The organism is Kitasatospora sp. NPDC033851 (assembly GCF_055576085.1).
Genome location: NZ_JBVIRL010000064.1, coordinates 1 through 17679 on the forward strand (window position 1 = coordinate 1; position 17679 = coordinate 17679).

Here is a 17679-nt window from a genome sequence, read left to right on the forward strand (position 1 = left end):
TCGAGGCCGGGGATGTCAACATATCTGGCGTTGACTTTTGGCACGCTGTTGAGTTCTCAAGGAACGGACGCTTCCTTCGGACCGCCTTCCAGCGGGCCCTCCGGGCTTCGTTCTTTCGTGTTTCAAGCTTATCAGATGTTTTCCGCTCCGTTTTCCGGAGTTTCTTTCATCCAATCGGCTTTTTGCCTTTCGGCGCTCCCGAACTCTACCAGAGTTTCTCGGGCCGTTTTCCCCGGTTGTTCTCGAATTCAGATTCGAGCCAGTTTCCGAGGGGCCGTCCCGTGGGGCAACCCGGAGAACACTACGCACCGGGCCGCCCCACGTCAAACCGACCTCGGCCGGGGACGAACGAGCGTCAGGGCTCGACGAGCGAGCGTCAGACCTCGACCACGACCGGCAGGATCATCGGCCGGCGGCGGTAGTTGTCCGCGACCCACTTACCGATGGTCCGGCGGACCAGCTGCTGCACCTGGCGGGGCTCCAGCACCCCGTCGCTCGCCGAACGGTCCAGGGCTTCCTGGAGCTTGGCGACGACCGGGACGAACGCGTTGTCGTCGATGCCGGAGCCGCGGGCCTGAATGGTCGGGCCGCCGACCATCTTGCCGTTGGTCGAGTCGACTGCGACGAAGACCGAGATGAAGCCCTCCTCGCCGAGGATCTTGCGGTCCTTGAGCGAGGCCTCGCTGATGTCGCCGACCGAGGCACCGTCCACGTAGACGTACCCGGCCTGTACCTTGCCGACGATCCGGGCGACGCCGCCCTCCAGGTCGACGCAGACGCCGTCCTCGGCGATGACCACGCGGTTGCGCGGCACCCCGGTGGCGACGCCCAGCTCGGCGGCCGCGCGCAGGTGGCGCCACTCGCCGTGGACCGGCATCAGGTTGCGCGGCTTGCAGATGTTGAAGAAGTAGAGCAGCTCGCCGGCCGAGGCGTGGCCGGAGACGTGCACCTTGGCGTTGCCCTTGTGCACGACCTTGGCGCCCCAGCGGGTCAGGCCGTTGATCACCCGGTAGACGGCGTTCTCGTTGCCCGGGATCAGGGAGGACGCCAGGACGACGGTGTCGCCCTCGACGATGCGGATCTGGTGGTCGCGGTTGGCCATCCGGGACAGCGCGGCCATCGGCTCGCCCTGCGAACCGGTGCAGATCAGCACGACCTCCTTGTCCGGCAGGTCGTCCAGCTGCTTGACGTCCACGACCATGTTGCCGGGGACCTTCAGGTAGCCGAGGTCGCGGGCGATGCCCATGTTGCGGACCATCGAGCGGCCGACGAAGGCGACCTTGCGCTTGTACTCGTGCGCGGCGTCCAGGACCTGCTGGATGCGGTGCACGTGGCTGGCGAAGGAGGCGACGATGATCCGCTTGTCGGCGTTCGCGAAAACGTTTCGCAGCGCCGCCGAGATGTCGCGCTCGTGCGGGATGAAGCCGGGGACCTCGGCGTTGGTGGAGTCCACCAGCAGCAGGTCCATGCCCTCCTCCGCCAGCTTGGCGAAGGTCGGCAGGTCGGTGAGGCGGCCGTCGAGCGGCAGCTGGTCCATCTTGAAGTCACCGGTGGCCACGACCATGCCGGCGGGGGTGCGGACGGCCACGGCGAGGGCGTCCGGGATGGAGTGGTTGACCGCGATGAACTCGCAGTCGAAGGGGCCGATGCGCTCGCGCTCGCCCTCCTTGACCTCCAGCACGTACGGGCGGATCCGGTGCTCGGCGAGCTTGGCCTCGATCAGGGCCAGGGTCAGCTTGGAGCCGATCAGCGGGATGTCCGGGTTCTCCCGCAGGAGGAACGGGACGGCGCCGATGTGGTCCTCGTGGCCGTGGGTGAGGACGATGCCGTCGACCTTGTCGAGGCGGTCCCGGATGTAGCTGAAGTCCGGGAGGATCAGGTCCACGCCGGGCTGCTCGTCCTCGGGGAAGAGGACGCCGCAGTCGATGATCAGGATGCGGTCCCCGTACTCGAGGACCGTCATGTTGCGGCCGATCTCGCCGAGGCCGCCAAGCGGAGTGATACGGAGGGCGCCCTCCTTCAGGGCCGGGGGCGCGCCGAGCTCAGGATGCGGGTGGCTCAAAAGACTCTCCTCACGACGCACGCCATATGCCCGGGGTCCTCCCCTGGAGACATATGGCGTGCGTACTCAGTGTCGTTTCCTACTGGGTCCGGGTGTGTGCACTCGCGCCTTCGGTCCGGTCCAGCGACGGACCCGGGGAGGTCCGGCGAGCCGGGGCGCGCACGTCTGTGTCTGCTACAGGTGTACCCCGCCGGCGGCGAGATCCTGCTTCAATTTCGCGATCTCCTCGGGCGTCGCGCCGATCAGCGGCAGCCGCAGCGGGCCGGCCGGCAGGCCTTGGAGCTCCAGGGCGGCCTTGGTCAGGATCACGCCCTGGGTGCGGAACATACCGCTGAACACCGGCAGCAGGCGCTGGTGGACGCTGGTGGCCTTGACCACATCGCCCGCCAGGTAGGCGTCGACCATCGCGCGCAGCTCGCCGGCCACGACGTGCCCGACGACGCTGACCACGCCGGCGGCGCCGACGGACAGCAGCGGCAGGTTCAGGATGTCGTCGCCGGAGTACCAGGCCAGGTCGGAGCGGGCGATCGCCCAGGACGCGGCGCCGAGGTCGCCCTTGGCGTCCTTGTTGGCGACGATCCGGGGGTGCTCGCCGAGGCGGACCAGCGTCTCGTGGCTCAGCGCCACCGCGCTGCGGCCCGGGATGTCGTACAGCATGACCGGCAGCTCGGTGGCGTCGGCGAGGGCGACGGTGTGCCGGTACAGGCCCTCCTGTGGGGGCTTGCTGTAGTACGGCGTGACGGCCAGCAGGCCGTGCGCGCCGGCGGCCTGCGCCTGCCGGGCCAGCTCGATGCTGTGGTGGGTGTCGTTGGTGCCGACGCCGGCCACCACGTGGGCGCGATCCCCGACCGCCTCCACCACGGCGCGGACCAGTCGGGCCTTCTCGGCATCGCTGGTGGTCGGGGACTCACCGGTGGTGCCGTTGACGACGAGGCCGTCGTTCCCGGAGTCGACGAGGTGCGTGGCGAGGCGCTGGGCGCCGTCGAGGTCGAGTCCGCCGTCGGCGGTGAACGGGGTGACCATCGCGGTCAGGACCCGGCCGAACGGCGTCTGGGGGGTGGAGGTCGGAGCCATGTGTCCAAAACTACTCGTAGGCGGTGGGGCGGTATCCACACCGGTCCAGGGTTCGGACAGGGGGCAGCGGCGATGAGCGGTGGAAACAGGCGGTGAAGTGGGATTCCGGTGCTGCCCGCTCGGGGGTTCGGCCAGCACCGGAATCCGTGCTCACGAATGTAGGGAGCGGCTAGAAAAGCCGCAATCCAGACATGCCAGACACTCAGCCCATATGCCTGTCGTCCCAGGTCAGGGGGCGACTCGGCCGTGCTTCTCGAAGGCCGCATGGGTGAGCGGCATGAGCCGCGCCCACTGCTCCTCCATCTGCTCGGCGACCATCTCGATCTCGCGCTGCGGGAACGACGGCACCGCCGAGTTCTCCCGCCTGGTCCGCAGCGACAGGAAGTGCATCAGCGAACGCGAGTTGCAGGTCGCGTACATCGAGGAGAACAGGCCGACCGGCAGCACCGCGCGGGCCACCTCGCGGGCCACCCCGGCCGCCAGCATCTCCTGGTAGCGGGCGTAGGACTCGCGGTACGCGGCCTCCATCGCCTCGGTGGTGGTCTTGTGCTGCTCGGGCGTGCCCTCGGTGAACTCGTACTTGCCCGGGCGGCCTTCCTGGACCAGCTTGCGCTCCTCGGCCGGGACGTAGAAGACCGGCTGCAGCTCGCGGTAGCGGCCGGACTCCTCGTTGTACGACCAGCCGCTGCGGTGCCGGTGGAACTCCCGGAACACGAAGATGGGCGCGCTGATGAAGAAGGTCATCGAGTTGTGCTCGAAGGGCGTGCCGTGCCGGTCGCGCATCAGGAAGTTGATCAGACCCTTGGACTTCTCCGGGTCCTGCGAGAGCGCCTCCAGGGACTGCTCCCCCGCGGTCGAGACACGGGCCGCCCAGATGACGTCCGAGTCGGCGGCGGCGCTGCGGACCAGCTCCACCGTCACGTCGCTGCGGAAGCTGGGGGCCGTCGGTTCGTCGCTCACGCGTTGCTCCTTGCGGGTTCGGTGCTGTGCAGCTTGATGGCGTGCTGCATGGTCTTGCGGGCGCGCGGGGTGTCACCGGCGTCGGCGTAGGCCACCGCGAGGCGGAACCAGACCCGCCAGTCGCCCGGCGCGACCTCCGCCTCCTCCTGGCGGCGGGCGAAGACCGCGTCGGCCGAGGCCCGGTCGATCCGCCCGCCCGTACTGCGCTTCAGCTCGTCCACCGGCAGGCCGCCCTCGGCCTCCAGCTCGCGGGCGAGCCGCTCGCTGTCCCGCCCGAAGCGGACGGTCTGGCGTAGGAACCAGACGCCGATCACCGGGATGACGAAGGCGCAGACGCCGATGCCGATGCCGAGCGGCTTGCCGGTGGCGATCAGCTGGACGCCCTCCCCCACGCAGAGCAGGGCGACCAGCAGCAGCACGCCGGACAGGGCGAAGAAGCCGGTACGGGAGGTCATGACACGCTCCTGGAAGTCACCACGGTCACAGGTCCAGGAAGTGCTCGAGGCCGAAGGTCAGCCCCGGCGTCTCGACGACCTTGCGCACGCCCAGCAGGATCCCCGGCATGAAGCTGCTGTGGTGCAGCGAGTCGTGCCGGATGGTGAGCGTCTCGCCGGTGTCGCCGAACATCACCTGCTGGTGGGCCAGCAGGCCGCGCAGCCGGACGGCGTGCACCGGCACCCCGTCCACGTCGGCGCCGCGCGCGCCGGGCAGGCTGTGGGTGGTCGGGTCCTGCTGCGGCGGGCGGCCGGCCTCGGCCCGGGCGGCCGCGATCAGCTGCGCCGTCCGGGTGGCGGTGCCGCTGGGGGCGTCGGCCTTGCGGTCGTGGTGCAGCTCGACCACCTCGACCGACTCGAAGTACCGGGCGGCGATCTGGGAGAACTTCATGCCGAGGATCGCGCCGATGGAGAAGTTCGGCGCGATCAGCAGGCCGAGCTCCGGGGCCTGGTCCAGCCGGCCGCGGACGGTGGCGAGCCGCTCGTCCGTCCAGCCGGTGGTGCCGGTGACCACGTGGATGCCGTGCCGCAGGCAGTAGTCGAGGTTGCCCATCACCGAGTCCGGGTGGGTCAGCTCGACGACGACCTGCGCCCCGGCCTCGGTCAGCTCCTCCAGCTTCGACCCGCGGCCGAGGGTGGCCACCAGGTCCAGGTCCGGAGCGGCCTCGACGGCCTTGACCGCCTCGGAGCCGATCCGGCCCTTGGCGCCGATCACGGCGACACGCAGCGTCATGGGGAAACGTCCTCTCACACCAGCAGATCGGCGAGCTTGGCGGCCCGCTTGTCGTTGACCGGGCCGATCAGCGCCAGCGACGGCCGGTACGCGCCCAGCACATCACGGGCGACCTCGTGGACGTCCTCCAGGGTCACCTCCGCGATCCGCTCCAGCATCTCGTCCACCGACAGGTGGTGCCCGTAACTGAGCTCGGCCTTGCCGATCCGGTTCATCAGCGAACCGGTGTCCTCCATGCCGAGCACGGTGGAGCCGGAGATCTGCCCGATCGCGCGCTGCAGCTCCTCCTCGGTGATGCCCTCGGCGACCACCTTGGCCAGCTCGGTGCGGCAGATCCGCAGCACCTCCTCGACCCGCTTGGGCTGGCAGCCGGCGTAGATGCCGAACAGGCCGCTGTCCGCGTACGACGAGGAGTACGAGTAGACCGAGTACGCCAGGCCGCGCTTCTCGCGGACCTCCTGGAACAGCCGGGAGCTCATCCCGCCGCCCAGGGCCGCGTTGAGCACGCCCATCGCCCAGCGGCGCTCGTCGTGCCGCGGCACGCCGGGCACGCCCAGCACCAGGTGGGCCTGCTCGGTGGAGCGGTTGAGCACCTCGACCTTGCCGGCCGTCCGCAGCGCCTTGACGCCGCGACGGGCCTCGGCGGGGGCCGCGGTGGAGCGGGCCAGCACCGGGGCGAAGGCCTGCTCGACCTGCTTGACCACCTTGCGGTGGTCGAGGTTGCCGGCCGCCGAGACGACCAGGTGCTCGGGGCGGTAGCGGCGGTGGTAGAACCCGGCGATCTGGTCCCGGGTGAGCGTCTTGATGGTCTCCTGGGTGCCGAGGATCGGGCGGCCGAGCGGGCCGCTGCCGAAGATCACCTTGGCGAACAGGTCGTGCACCACGTCGCCCGGGTCGTCCTCGGCCATCGCCATCTCCTCGAGGATGACGCCGCGCTCGGCCTCCACGTCCTCGGTGCGGATCAGCGAGCCGGTGAGCATGTCGCAGACCACGTCGATGGCCAGCGGCAGGTCGGTGTCCAGGACCCGGGCGTAGTAGCAGGTGTTCTCCTTCGCGGTGAAGGCGTTCATCTCGCCGCCGACCGCGTCCAGGGCCGCCGAGATGTCCAGCGCGCTGCGCCGCTCGGTGCCCTTGAAGAGCAGGTGCTCCAGGTAGTGGGTAGCGCCGTTGAGCTGCGGGGTCTCGTCCCGCGAGCCGACGCCGACCCAGATGCCGAAGGTCGCGGAGCGCACCGTCGGCAGGGTCTCGGTGACGACCCGCAGGCCGCCGGGGAGGACGGTGCGGCGCACCGTGCCGGCGCCGTCGACGCCCTTGAGCAGGGTCCGGGTGGTGCCGGGACGCTGCTTTACCGCCGGGGCCTGCGCCACGGGGGGTACCTCCAGAGGAAACGCACGTGGCGAAGGCACGTACGGACGAAAGCGTGGACAACGGGGTGCGGCCCGCACGCCGCGAGGCGTACGGGCCGCAGGGGTCAGCTAGCGGCGCTTCACTCGGAAGCGGCCTCGCCGCCTTCCTCGCCCTCGACGACCGGGATCAGCGAGAGCTTGCCGCGCGGGTCGATCTCGGCGATCTCGACCTGCACCTTGGCGCCGACGCCGAGAACGTCCTCGACGTTCTCCACGCGCTTGCCGCCGGCCAGCTTGCGGATCTGCGAGATGTGCAGCAGGCCGTCCTTGCCCGGCATCAGCGACACGAACGCGCCGAAGGTCGTGGTCTTGACCACGGTGCCCAGGTAGCGCTCGCCGACCTCCGGCATGGTCGGGTTGGCGATCTGGTTGATCGTGGTGCGGGCGGCCTCGGCGGCCGGGCCGTCGGCGGCACCGATGTAGATGGTGCCGTCGTCCTCGATCGTGATCTCGGCGCCGGTGTCCTCCTGGATCTGGTTGATCATCTTGCCCTTGGGGCCGATGACCTCACCGATCTTGTCCACCGGGATCTTGATGGTGATGATGCGCGGCGCGTTCGGGGACATCTCGTCCGGGGAGTCGATGGCCTCGTTCATCACGTCGAGGATGTGCAGGCGGGCGTCCTTGGCCTGCTTCAGCGCGGCGGCGAGCACCGACGCCGGGATGCCGTTCAGCTTGGTGTCCAGCTGGAGGGCGGTGATGAAGTTGCGGGTACCGGCGACCTTGAAGTCCATGTCGCCGTACGCGTCCTCGGCACCGAGGATGTCGGTCAGCGTGACGTAGTGGGTCTCACCGTCGATCTCCTGGGAGATCAGGCCCATGGCGATGCCGGCGACGGCGGCCTTCAGCGGCACACCGGCGTTCAGCAGCGACATGGTCGAGGCGCAGACCGAGCCCATCGAGGTGGAGCCGTTGGAGCTGAGCGCCTCGGACACCTGACGGATGGCGTACGGGAAGTCCTCGCGGGAGGGCAGCACGGGCAGGATGGCCCGCTCGGCCAGCGCGCCGTGGCCGATCTCGCGGCGCTTGGGGGCGCCCACGCGGCCGGTCTCGCCCACGGAGTACGGCGGGAAGTTGTAGTTGTGCATGTAGCGGCGGCGCGTCTCCGGGGAGAGCGTGTCCAGCTGCTGTTCCATGCGCAGCATGTTCAGCGTGGTGACACCCAGGATCTGGGTCTCGCCGCGCTCGAACAGGGCCGAGCCGTGCACCCGCGGGATGGCCTCGACCTCGGCGGCCAGGGTGCGGATGTCGGTGACGCCACGGCCGTCGATGCGGACCTTGTCCGTGATGACGCGCTCGCGGACGATCTTCTTGGTCAGCGCGTTGTAGGCGGCGCTGATCTCCTTCTCGCGGCCCTCGAACTCGGGGAGCAGCTTCTCGGCGGCCAGCGCCTTGACGCGGTCCAGCTCGTTGTTGCGCTCCTGCTTGCCCGGGATGGTGAGGGCCTGGGCGAGCTCGTCCTTGACGGCGGCGGTCAGCGCGGCGAGGACGTCGTCCTGGTAGTCCAGGAAGACCGGGAACTCGCCGGTCGGCTTGGCGGCCTGGGCGGCCAGCTGGGCCTGCGCGGCGCAGAGGACCTTGATGAACGGCTTCGCGGCGTCCAGACCGGCCGCGACGACCTCCTCGGTCGGCGCCTCGGCGCCGCCCTCGACCAGCTTGATGGTCTTGTCGGTGGCCTCGGCCTCGACCATCATGATCGCGACGTCGCCGTCCGGCAGGGCGCGACCGGCGACGACCATGTCGAAGACGGCCGACTCAAGCTCGCTGTGGGTCGGGAAGGCCACCCACTGGCCGTTGATCAGCGCGACGCGCACGCCACCGATCGGGCCGGAGAACGGCAGGCCCGCCAGCTGGGTGGAGGCGGAGGCGGCGTTGATCGCGACCACGTCGTACAGGTGGTCGGGGTTGAGCGCCATCACGGTGCAGACGACCTGGACCTCGTTGCGCAGGCCCTTGACGAAGGACGGGCGCAGCGGGCGGTCGATCAGGCGGCAGGTGAGGATCGCGTCCTCGGAGGGCCGGCCCTCGCGACGGAAGAACGAGCCGGGGATGCGGCCCGCGGCGTACATCCGCTCCTCGACGTCCACGGTCAGCGGGAAGAAGTCGAAGTGCTCCTTCGGCTGCTTGGACGCGCTGGTGGCCGACAGCACCATGGTGTCGTCGTCCAGGTAGGCCACGACGGAGCCGGCGGCCTGACGGGCCAGGCGGCCCGTCTCGAAGCGGATGGTACGGGTGCCGAAGGAACCGTTGTCGATCACGGCCTCGGCGTAGAACACGTTCTCTTCCACCTGGAAGATCTCCTCTTTCGTACGTTTCCGGGAGAGCGTCCCCGCGCACTGCCTCGGGGTCGGCCCGGGCCCTCGTCAGGGAGGGCGGCAGTCGGGCCGGTCTTCGATCGAAGCCTCCGGAGTGCCCCGCTCGGTCTGCGGGGGTTCCGACGGCCACTACCGAGGACCGGCGCCTCACGGCTGCCGGGCCGGGGCGGGCGGTTCGCGTCTGGACGCTCTCTCGGATGCGGGCGGCTTCCGTTTGAAGCCTTCGGCCCGCGGGGGGGTTCGGGTTCGTCTGCCCGGGTGGCGCGCTGGTGCGCCATCACCCGGCATGCCCACAACCCTACGGTGCAATCCTCGGGCACCCGGGGAGGTGCGCGCGAGTTGTTATGGCCGGGCGCCGCGGCCGAAGGGCCGCGGCATACGCGCGAGGGGCGGCTCCCCGGTGTGGGGAGCCGCCCCGAGCGGCGGTCTTAGCGGGCGCCGCCGGCGGCACCGCGGCGGATGCCCAGGCGGTCGACGAGCGTACGGAAGCGCTCGATGTCCTTCTTGGCCAGGTACTGCAGCAGGCGGCGGCGCTGGCCGACCAGGATCAGCAGGCCACGACGCGAGTGGTGGTCGTGCTTGTGCGCCTTCAGGTGCTCGGTCAGGTCCGAGATGCGACGGGAGAGCATGGCCACCTGAACCTCGGGGGAACCGGTGTCCCCCTCCTTCTGGCCGAACTCGGCGATGATCTGCTTCTTGACGTCAGAGGCGAGAGCCACTGCAACTCCTTTGGGTGTACCGAGCGGTCCTGGTCGACAACACAGGAACTCTGCGAGAACTCGGTGCCGTGAGCGCGGCCGCCGCTCTGCAGCCCACGACGGGGCGGCGGACACACGGCTGCGCTCGAAGGCCAAGCGTACCAGTGCCGCCCATCCGGTCGGTTCGCGGGGCCGGTGGGCGGCACGGAGCGGGCCGGGCGGGTCAGCCGGTGGCGCCGCGGACCAGCCGGTAGATGTCCAGGACGGCCAGCGCCAGCGGGACGAGCGAGATCAGGGTGAGACTGTCCACCAGGTCCAGGATGCGCCCCCAGAACGGGGAGACGCCGAGCCGGGGCACCACCAGGGAGATCGCGACGAGAAGCGCGGCCCCGAAGGCGATGGAAATCGCCAGCCAGATGGTGCGCAGGTCGAGCTGGGTGGTGGAGCCGGCCACCCGCAGGAAGAACTGCGGGGTGTGCAGGGACAACCCGACGATCAGCAGACACAGACCGAGCAGACCGGCCACGGTGAGGCTGAGGACCTGCGCGGTGTAGCGGAACAGCCGGGCGCGCAGCATGGTGGCCAGGCCCAGGGCGAGCGCGAGCAGCTCGGGGAAGGTCTCGTCGGTGAAGCCGAGGACGGCGCAGGCGCCGACCACGACCGCGGCGCAGCCGCCGACCAGGCCGACCAGCACCTCGTGGCCGCGGCGGGCCTGGTGGGCGATCTTCTCGTACTGGACGGCCTCGGCGCGCTCGGCCTCCTCGTCGTAGTCGCGGCTGCGGGTGCGGGTCTGGCCGGGGGCGCTGAAGCCGACCGGCAGCCGGGCGAAGCGGGCGGAGAGGCCGGGCAGGAAGCCGACCACGGCGACGGCGGCGACACCGGTGACGGCGGCGATGTGTCCGGCCGGGGTCCCGGGCATCAGGACGGCGGCGAAGGTGGCGAGCGCGCCGGCGGCGGCGACCAGGGCGGCGGCGACGAACACCGCGTCCTTCTCCGGCAGCAGGCCGACCAGCAGCACGGCGACCACCAGGACGGCGACGCAGCCCGCCAGGAACTGGATCCGGCCGGGGCCGTCCCACGGGTGGGCGACGGCGATGAGGCCGCTGCCGCCGATCATGGCGTGCGGCAGCGCGCCGAGGCCGAGGGCGAGGGCGGCGTGGGCGTCCTGGTAGACCCGGGCGCGCACGCCGGCCAGCGCGGTGAGCACGACGGCGGTGACACCGGCCAGGACGCCGGGCAGGCCGTGCATGTCGTGGCGCAGGTCGGAGAACCAGAGTGCGAAGCCGAGCAGGGTGAGCAGCACCCCGGCGCCGATCAGGCCGAAGCCGCGCATCAGCTCGGCGGTCCAGAACCGGCGGTCGGCCTCGACGGCGCTGGCGATGGCGTCGGCGACGTCGTCGTAGACGGCCGGCGGGAGGGACTCGGCGAAGGGGCGCAGCGCGAGCAGGTCGCCGTCGCGGACCTGCTGGGCGGCCAGCGGCAGTCCGCTGTCGAGGACGGTGCCGTCGCGGCGGACCAGGTGGAAGCCGGTGGGGGTGCCGTCGGGCTGGCTCTGGTTGGCCAGGCGCAGCACCTCGGGGTAGACGTCCGCGAGCGGGATGTCCTCGGGCAGGGCGACGTCGATCCGGCGGTCCGGGGCGACGACCGTCACCCGGCAGTAGCCGGTCGCGGCAGCGTTGCTCATGCTCCCGCCTCGATCCTTCGACGCACTTGGCGCTCCCCCTTGTTGACGGTGCCGAGGCACGGCGGCGCTCGGTGTGGCTGTGGAACCGGCCCGGCCGGGCCGCGAGTTGGCGCGGCGTTACCCTACCCGTTCGACAGGTGACCGGGGCCTGGCGGGCGGTGCGGGGGCGACCGTTAGGATCGGCGCCTGCGCGAAGGTACGGGGGCTGCGCTGTGTGGGGCGTCCTCAGCCGCCGGATTCCCGTACGGACCGTACGCAGTCGCGTGAGGGCTGATGCCGAAGTGATCGATCGACGCCGCGGGGTGGATGACACATGGGTGTGATCACGGTCAAGCGACCGGCAAGGGCGTATCCGCCCACCGTGCCGGACGAGCCGGTGGAGCTGGTGAGCCCACCCGAACTGCCCCGGCAGGGCGGCGAGGACTGGCTGATGAGCATCCTGCCGATGCTCGGCATGGGCGGGTCGGCGGTGTTCTTCTTCTCGCCCGGCGCGGCCGCCCCGATGAAGATCATGGGCGGTCTGATGATCGTCTCGACGGTCGGCATGGCGCTGGCCCAGATCGTGCGGGCCCGCAAGGGCGGCTCGACCGCGATGGCGGACGAGCGGCGCGACTACCTCAAGTACCTGCAGCAGACGCGCCGCCAGGTGCGTCGCACGGCGGAGCGCCAGCGCGGCGCGCTGCTGTTCCTGAACCCGGCGCCGGACCAGCTGTGGTCGATCGTCGAGGACGGGCGGCGACTGTGGGAGCGGCGCACCGGGGACGGCGACTTCGCGCAGATCCGGGTCGGCCTCGGGCCGGTGCAGCTGTCCACGCCGCTGGTGGCGCCGCAGACCGCGCCGATGGACGAGCTGGAGCCGCTTTCGGCGGCCGCCATGCACTCCTTCCTGAAGGCGCACGGCACCCTGCAGGACCTGCCGCTGGCGGTGTCGCTGCGGGCGTTCTACCACATCACGGTGTGCGGAGACCCGGACTCGGTGTACGGCAACGTGCGCGCGATGCTCTCCCAGTTGACCACCCTGCACTCGCCGGACGACCTGATGGTGGCCGTCGCGGCGGCGCCCGGCGCGGCCGAGGAGTGGGAGTGGACCAAGTGGCTCCCGCACAACCAGCACCGCAAGGAGGCCGACGGCGCGGGCTCGCGCCGGCTGTTCGCCACCGACCTGGGTGACCTGGAGGTCCTGCTGCAGGACGAGCTGGCCGGGCGCCAGCGCTTCGTCCGGGACGCGGCGCCCGCGGCGGACCAGCCGCACCTGGTGGTCGTCATGGACGGCGCCGGGGTGCCGCACGACTCGCTGCTGGCGAGCCCGGAGGGCGTCCAGGGCGTGACGGTCATCGAGGTGGTCCCGGGCGAGGTCGACGAGCCCAGCGGGCACCTGATGGTGACGGTCAACTCCGAGGAGCTGGTGCTGCGTTCGGCCTCCGGCGCGACGTACACCGGCAAGCCGGACCTGCTCTCGGTGTGGCAGTCCGAGGCGCTGGCGCGGCAGTTGGCGCCGTACCGGATCTCGGCCGGCGGGGACGACGAGCCGCTGCTGTCCAACCTGGACTTCACCGACATGATGAGCTCGGGCGACCCGGGCTCCTTCGACGTGAACCGCAGCTGGCGCCAGCGCGCCCAGCACGAGCGGATGCGGGTGCCGATCGGCGTCGGCGCCAACGGCGAGCACGTCTACCTGGACATCAAGGAAGCCGCGCTGGAGGGCATGGGCCCGCACGGCCTGTGCGTGGGCGCGACCGGTTCCGGCAAGTCGGAGCTGCTGCGCACCCTGGTGCTCGCGCTCGCGATGACGCACTCCTCGGAGATCCTGAACTTCGTCCTCGCCGACTTCAAGGGCGGTGCGACCTTCTCCGGCATGGCGGACATGCCGCACACCTCCGCGGTGATCACCAACCTGGAGGGCGAGCTCACCCTGGTCGACCGCATGCGCGACGCGATCGAGGGAGAGCTGCACCGCCGCCAGGAACTGCTGCGCTCGGCCGGCAACTACGCCAACATCCACGAGTACGAGCGGGCCCGGGCGGCCGGTGCGGCGCTGGACCCGCTGCCCTCGCTGGTGCTGATCATCGACGAGTTCTCCGAGCTCCTCAGCGCCAAGCCGGACTTCATCGAGATGTTCATCCAGATCGGCCGGATCGGCCGGTCGCTGGGCGTGCACCTGCTGCTGGCCTCGCAGCGCCTCGAGGAGGGCAAGCTGCGCGGCCTGGACACCTACCTCTCGTACCGGATCGGTCTGCGTACCTTCTCGGCGGCCGAGTCGCGGGCGGCGATCGGCGTGCCGGACGCCTACCACCTGCCGCCGGTGCCGGGCGTCGGCTACCTCAAGTTCGGCGAGGACGTGATGGACCGGTTCAAGGCCGCCTACGTCTCGGGGCCGTACCGGGCGCCGGGGCAGCAGCGGTCGACCGGCGGGCGGCGGGTCGCCGCCCACCCGGTGGAGTTCACCGCGGCCTTCGTGGAGCTGCCGGACCCGGTGGAGGAGGAGGCGCCGCAGGTACCCGAGCAGGACGACGCGCTGGTGGACACCGTGCTGGACGTGTTCGTCCAGCGGATGGCCGGCCAGGGCCCGGCCGCGCACCAGGTGTGGCTGCCGCCGCTGGAGGAGGCGCCGAGCATGGACCACCTGCTGCCGCCGCTGCAGGTCGCGCCGGAGCGCGGGCTGACCGCCCCCGGCTACCCGGTGGGCCGGCTGCGGGCGCCGATCGGCATCGTGGACAAGCCGCGCGAGCAGAAGACGGACATCCTGGAGGTCGACTACGCCGGGGCGGCCGGCCACGGCCTGATCGTGGGCGGCCCGCGCTCGGGCAAGTCGACCGTGGTGCGCACCGCGGTGACCTCGTTCGCCCTCACCCACACCCCGCTCGAGGTGCAGTTCTACCTGCTGGACTTCGGGGCGGGCAGCTTCCAGTCACTGGCCGGGCTGCCGCACGTCGGCGGCGTGGCCGGGCGCCTGGACGTGGACAAGGTGCGTCGGATGGTCTCCGAGGTGCACGGGGTGATGAACCGCCGCGAGGAGCTGTTCCGGGTCGCCGGGATCGACACCATCGGCACGTACCGGGCCCGCCGGGCGGCCGGGCAGCTGCCGGACGAGGCCTTCGGCGACGTGTTCCTGGCGATCGACGGCTGGAACACCTTCAAGCAGGAGTTCGAGGGCCTGGAGCCGGTGATCGGCGACATCGCCCAGCGCGGCCTCGGCTACGGCGTCCACCTGATCATCACCGCGGCCCGGTACGCGGAGGTCCGCCCGGCGCTGAAGGACCTGCTGCAGAACCGCACCGAGCTGAAGCTCGGTGACGCGATGGAGTCCGAGGTGGACCGCCGGGTGGCGCAGAACGTCCCGCCGCAGGCCGGTCGCGGCGTCACCCCGGAGCGGCTGCACTTCCTGTCCGGCCTGCCGCGCCTGGACGGCTCCTCCAGCGTCGACGACCTGCAGGACGGCGTGGCCGGGCTGGTCGGCGCGATCGACGGGGCCTGGTCCGGGCCGCGCGCCCCGCAGGTGCGGATGCTGCCGGCCGTCCTGGACGGGAACTCGCTGCCGAAGGGCTTCGAGCACCCGGAGCGCGGCGTGGCCTTCGCCGTCGACGAGGCGGAGCTGGCGCCGACCTTCGTCAACTTCGAGACCGACCCGCTGTTCATCGTGTTCGGCGACACCGAGTCCGGGAAGTCGGCGGTACTGCGGATGCTGATCAAGCAGATCACCGAGCGCTACTCGCCGGACCAGGCGGGCATCGTGGTCGGCGACTACCGGCGCGCGCTGCTGGGCACGGTGCCGCCGGAGTACCTGGTCGAGTACGCGGCCGCTCAGCCCGCCATGACGGCCATCGTGGACATGCTCCGCGGGGCCTGTTCCCGCCGGCTGCCCGGCCCGGACGTGACCGCCGAGCAGCTGCGCAACCGCAGCTGGTACAGCGGCAAGGACATGTTCGTGATCGTCGACGACTACGAGCTGGTCGCCACCAGCTCGGGCAACCCGCTGGCGCCGCTGGCCGAGTTCCTGCCGTTCGCCCGGGACATCGGCCTGCGGGTGATCGTGGCCCGCAGCGCGGGCGGCGCGGGGCGCTCGCTGTACGAGCCGGTGATGCAGCGGATGCGCGAGCTGGGCGGCCAGGGCGTGATCCTCTCCGGGAACCGGGACGAGGGCGCGCTGCTGGGGACGGTCAAGCCGCAGGCACTGCCGCCGGGCCGCGGGGTGTACGTGTCACGCCGCGCGACCGCCGGGCAGATGGTCCAGACGGGCTGGCTGCCGGTGGTGTAGCCACGACGGCCGTCACGGACGGTGATCGAAGGGGTCGGACTCACAGGAGTCCGACCCCTTCGGCGTCCCAGGTGCTGAAACGTTACCTAGATCTTTCCGGGCGGGTGCTGCGGTTCCCGCACCCGGCCGGGGCGTTGCCGCGCCTTTGAGAGGCGCCTGGGCGTATTGCCGTTCACCCGGATCCAGGCCTTTGAATCTCAGCCTTCAACGCTTTGTTTACCTTCGATTCAATCGCGATGGGGCCAAGGTAACAAGTCGGACATAGCACGCAATGACTGAACGTGATCATCGGATCGCATGTTTATGCCCTCCGCCGCAACGGATTCCGAAGCAGTTCCGACGTTGACGCGATCAATACGCCCAAGGTTCCATTGCGGCCCGGGAGCGACTGGACCAGGACCCGAGCAACCAGCCAGCGGAGGCGATACCGCTCCCACCCCAAAGACCGCACAGAGCCGATCGGAAGCCACATGACCGACACGCTTCGCCCGCCACAGACCGTAGCCGCATCGGCGGCCGGGGCAGCCGCGCCCCAGCAGCTCAAGCGTTCGATCGGCGTCGTGGGCGGAACACTGCTCACGCTGTCGTGCGTCACCCCGGCGTCGACGCTCTTCGTGATCGTGCCGGAACTGTTCTCCAGCATCGGCAGCGCCACCGCCCTGGCCATCGCCATCGGCACCGTGCTCTGCGTCGCCGTCGCGTTCTGCTACTCCGAGCTCGGCACCCTGATCCCCAGCGCCGGCGGCGAGTACGCGATGGTCGGCACCCTGGCTGGACGGCTGGCGGGCTGGCTGGTCTTCGTGCTCTCCCTGATCGTGGTGATGATCGTCCCCTCGGTCATCGCACTCGGCACCGCCGACTACCTCGCCCCCGTCCTGCACGTGGACAAGGCCATCGCCGGCGCCGCCGTGATGCTGGCCGCCACCCTGGCCGGCCTGCTCGACCTGCGCGCCAACGCCTGGATCACCGGCATCTTCCTGGTCCTCGAGGTCATCGCGGCCGGCGTGGTCTCGGTGCTCGGCTTCGCCCACACCAACAGCCACGCCCCCAGCCTGCTGCACGGCGTGGTCGCCGGGGACAACGGCGCCACCACCACGGTGAGCGTGGGCGCCATCGTCGGCGCGCTCGGCATCGCCCTCTTCATCACCCAGGGCTTCTCCACCGCCGTCTACCTGTCCGAGGAGCTGGAGAACCCCCGCCGCAACGTCTCGCGCACCGTGCTGTGGACGCTCGGCATCTCCTCCGCCGTCATCCTGATCCCGGTCGTCGCCATCACCATGGGCGCCCCCGACCTGCAGACCCTGACCTCCGGCGACATCTCCGGCATGGTCACCGCCTGGAGCAACTCCGCGGTCGGCACCTTCATCAGCCTCTGCGTCGCGCTGGCCATCATCAACGCCGGCATCGTCATGGTCATCCAGAACTCCCGGGTGCTGTTCGCCTCCGCCCGCGACAAGGCCTGGCCGGAGCCGGTCAACAAGGCCTTCGGCACCCTCGGCCGCTTCGGCTCCCCCTGGGTCGCCACCCTGGCCGTCGGCCTGCCCGGCGCCGCCCTCTGCTTCGTCAAGGGCGAGCTGCTGAGCAACATCACCGGCGTCGCCGTCACCGGGATGTACCTGCTGGTCGCGATCGCCGCGCTGCTCTCCCGCCGCGGCCACCACAAGCACGCCGCCGCCTGGCGGATGCCGCTGTGGCCGGCCGTCCCGGTCGTCCTGGTCGCCGTCCTGGTCTACGTGATGACCCAGCTGGACACCGAGCCCCTGCTGTGGACCGGCGGCATCACCGCCGCCGCCACCCTCTACTGGCTGTTCTACCTGCGCCCCCGGCAGGACACCCGCTGGGTGATCAGCCTCCCCGAGGACCAGCAGGACTGACCCCCACCCCTCCCCCACGGGCGGGGGGGGGGGGGGGCGGGGCGCCCCCCCCCCCCCCCCCCCCCCCCCCCCCCCCCCCCGCCGCCGCCCCCCCCCCCGCGCCCCCCCCCCGCCCCCCCACACC

The 17679-nt window shown here is 71.0% G+C and carries 11 protein-coding genes; 2 read left to right on the plus strand and 9 right to left on the minus strand.

Annotation, left to right across the window (positions count from 1 at the left end):
- Nucleotides 1-376: 376 nt before the first annotated feature.
- The 9 genes from ACZ51D_RS42700 to eccD form a co-directional block, all read right to left on the minus strand.
- Nucleotides 377-2062 (minus strand): ribonuclease J, encoded by a 1686-nt coding sequence (locus tag ACZ51D_RS42700; protein ID WP_360505248.1) that lies wholly within the window; start codon nucleotides 2060-2062, stop codon nucleotides 377-379.
- A 174-nt stretch (nucleotides 2063-2236) separates the two neighbouring features.
- Nucleotides 2237-3136: a 4-hydroxy-tetrahydrodipicolinate synthase gene (dapA, locus tag ACZ51D_RS42705; protein WP_360505250.1), complete on the minus strand. Its 900-nt coding sequence runs from the start codon at nucleotides 3134-3136 to the stop codon at nucleotides 2237-2239.
- Between the two features lie 228 nt (nucleotides 3137-3364).
- Complete coding sequence (gene thyX, locus ACZ51D_RS42710; protein ID WP_360505252.1) at nucleotides 3365-4096, minus strand: FAD-dependent thymidylate synthase; 732 nt, start codon at nucleotides 4094-4096, stop codon at nucleotides 3365-3367.
- Nucleotides 4093-4551, minus strand: a complete 459-nt coding sequence (locus ACZ51D_RS42715) for a tetratricopeptide repeat protein (protein WP_360505254.1) — start codon at nucleotides 4549-4551, stop codon at nucleotides 4093-4095. Before ACZ51D_RS42715 ends, thyX begins: the two co-directional genes overlap by 4 nt.
- Before the next feature lie 25 nt (nucleotides 4552-4576).
- The gene (gene dapB / locus ACZ51D_RS42720) at nucleotides 4577-5323 is read right to left on the minus strand and encodes a 4-hydroxy-tetrahydrodipicolinate reductase (protein ID WP_360505256.1); all 747 of its coding nucleotides are present in this window, start codon (nucleotides 5321-5323) and stop codon (nucleotides 4577-4579) included.
- A gap of 14 nt (nucleotides 5324-5337) precedes the next feature.
- Nucleotides 5338-6690 carry a M16 family metallopeptidase gene (locus ACZ51D_RS42725; protein ID WP_360505258.1) on the minus strand — a complete coding sequence of 451 codons (1353 nt, stop codon included), beginning with the start codon at nucleotides 6688-6690 and terminating at the stop codon, nucleotides 5338-5340.
- A gap of 119 nt (nucleotides 6691-6809) precedes the next feature.
- On the minus strand, nucleotides 6810-9017 hold the full coding sequence (locus tag ACZ51D_RS42730; protein ID WP_360505260.1) for a polyribonucleotide nucleotidyltransferase: 2208 nt from the start codon (nucleotides 9015-9017) through the stop codon (nucleotides 6810-6812).
- 455 nt (nucleotides 9018-9472) lie between these two features.
- Nucleotides 9473-9763: a 30S ribosomal protein S15 gene (gene rpsO, locus ACZ51D_RS42735; protein ID WP_148645116.1), complete on the minus strand. Its 291-nt coding sequence runs from the start codon at nucleotides 9761-9763 to the stop codon at nucleotides 9473-9475.
- Nucleotides 9764-9965: 202 nt separating this feature from the next.
- Nucleotides 9966-11426, minus strand: coding sequence for a type VII secretion integral membrane protein EccD (eccD, locus tag ACZ51D_RS42740; RefSeq protein WP_465625216.1), 1461 nt, complete (start codon nucleotides 11424-11426; stop codon nucleotides 9966-9968).
- Between the two features lie 313 nt (nucleotides 11427-11739).
- Between eccD and eccCa the strand changes: the two genes are divergently transcribed.
- Entirely contained in the window at nucleotides 11740-15681 is a 3942-nt protein-coding gene (gene eccCa, locus ACZ51D_RS42745; RefSeq protein WP_465625218.1) for a type VII secretion protein EccCa, read from the plus strand.
- A 470-nt stretch (nucleotides 15682-16151) separates the two neighbouring features.
- Complete coding sequence (locus ACZ51D_RS42750; RefSeq protein WP_465625220.1) at nucleotides 16152-17555, plus strand: APC family permease; 1404 nt, start codon at nucleotides 16152-16154, stop codon at nucleotides 17553-17555.
- The last annotated feature ends 124 nt before the right edge of the window (nucleotides 17556-17679 follow it).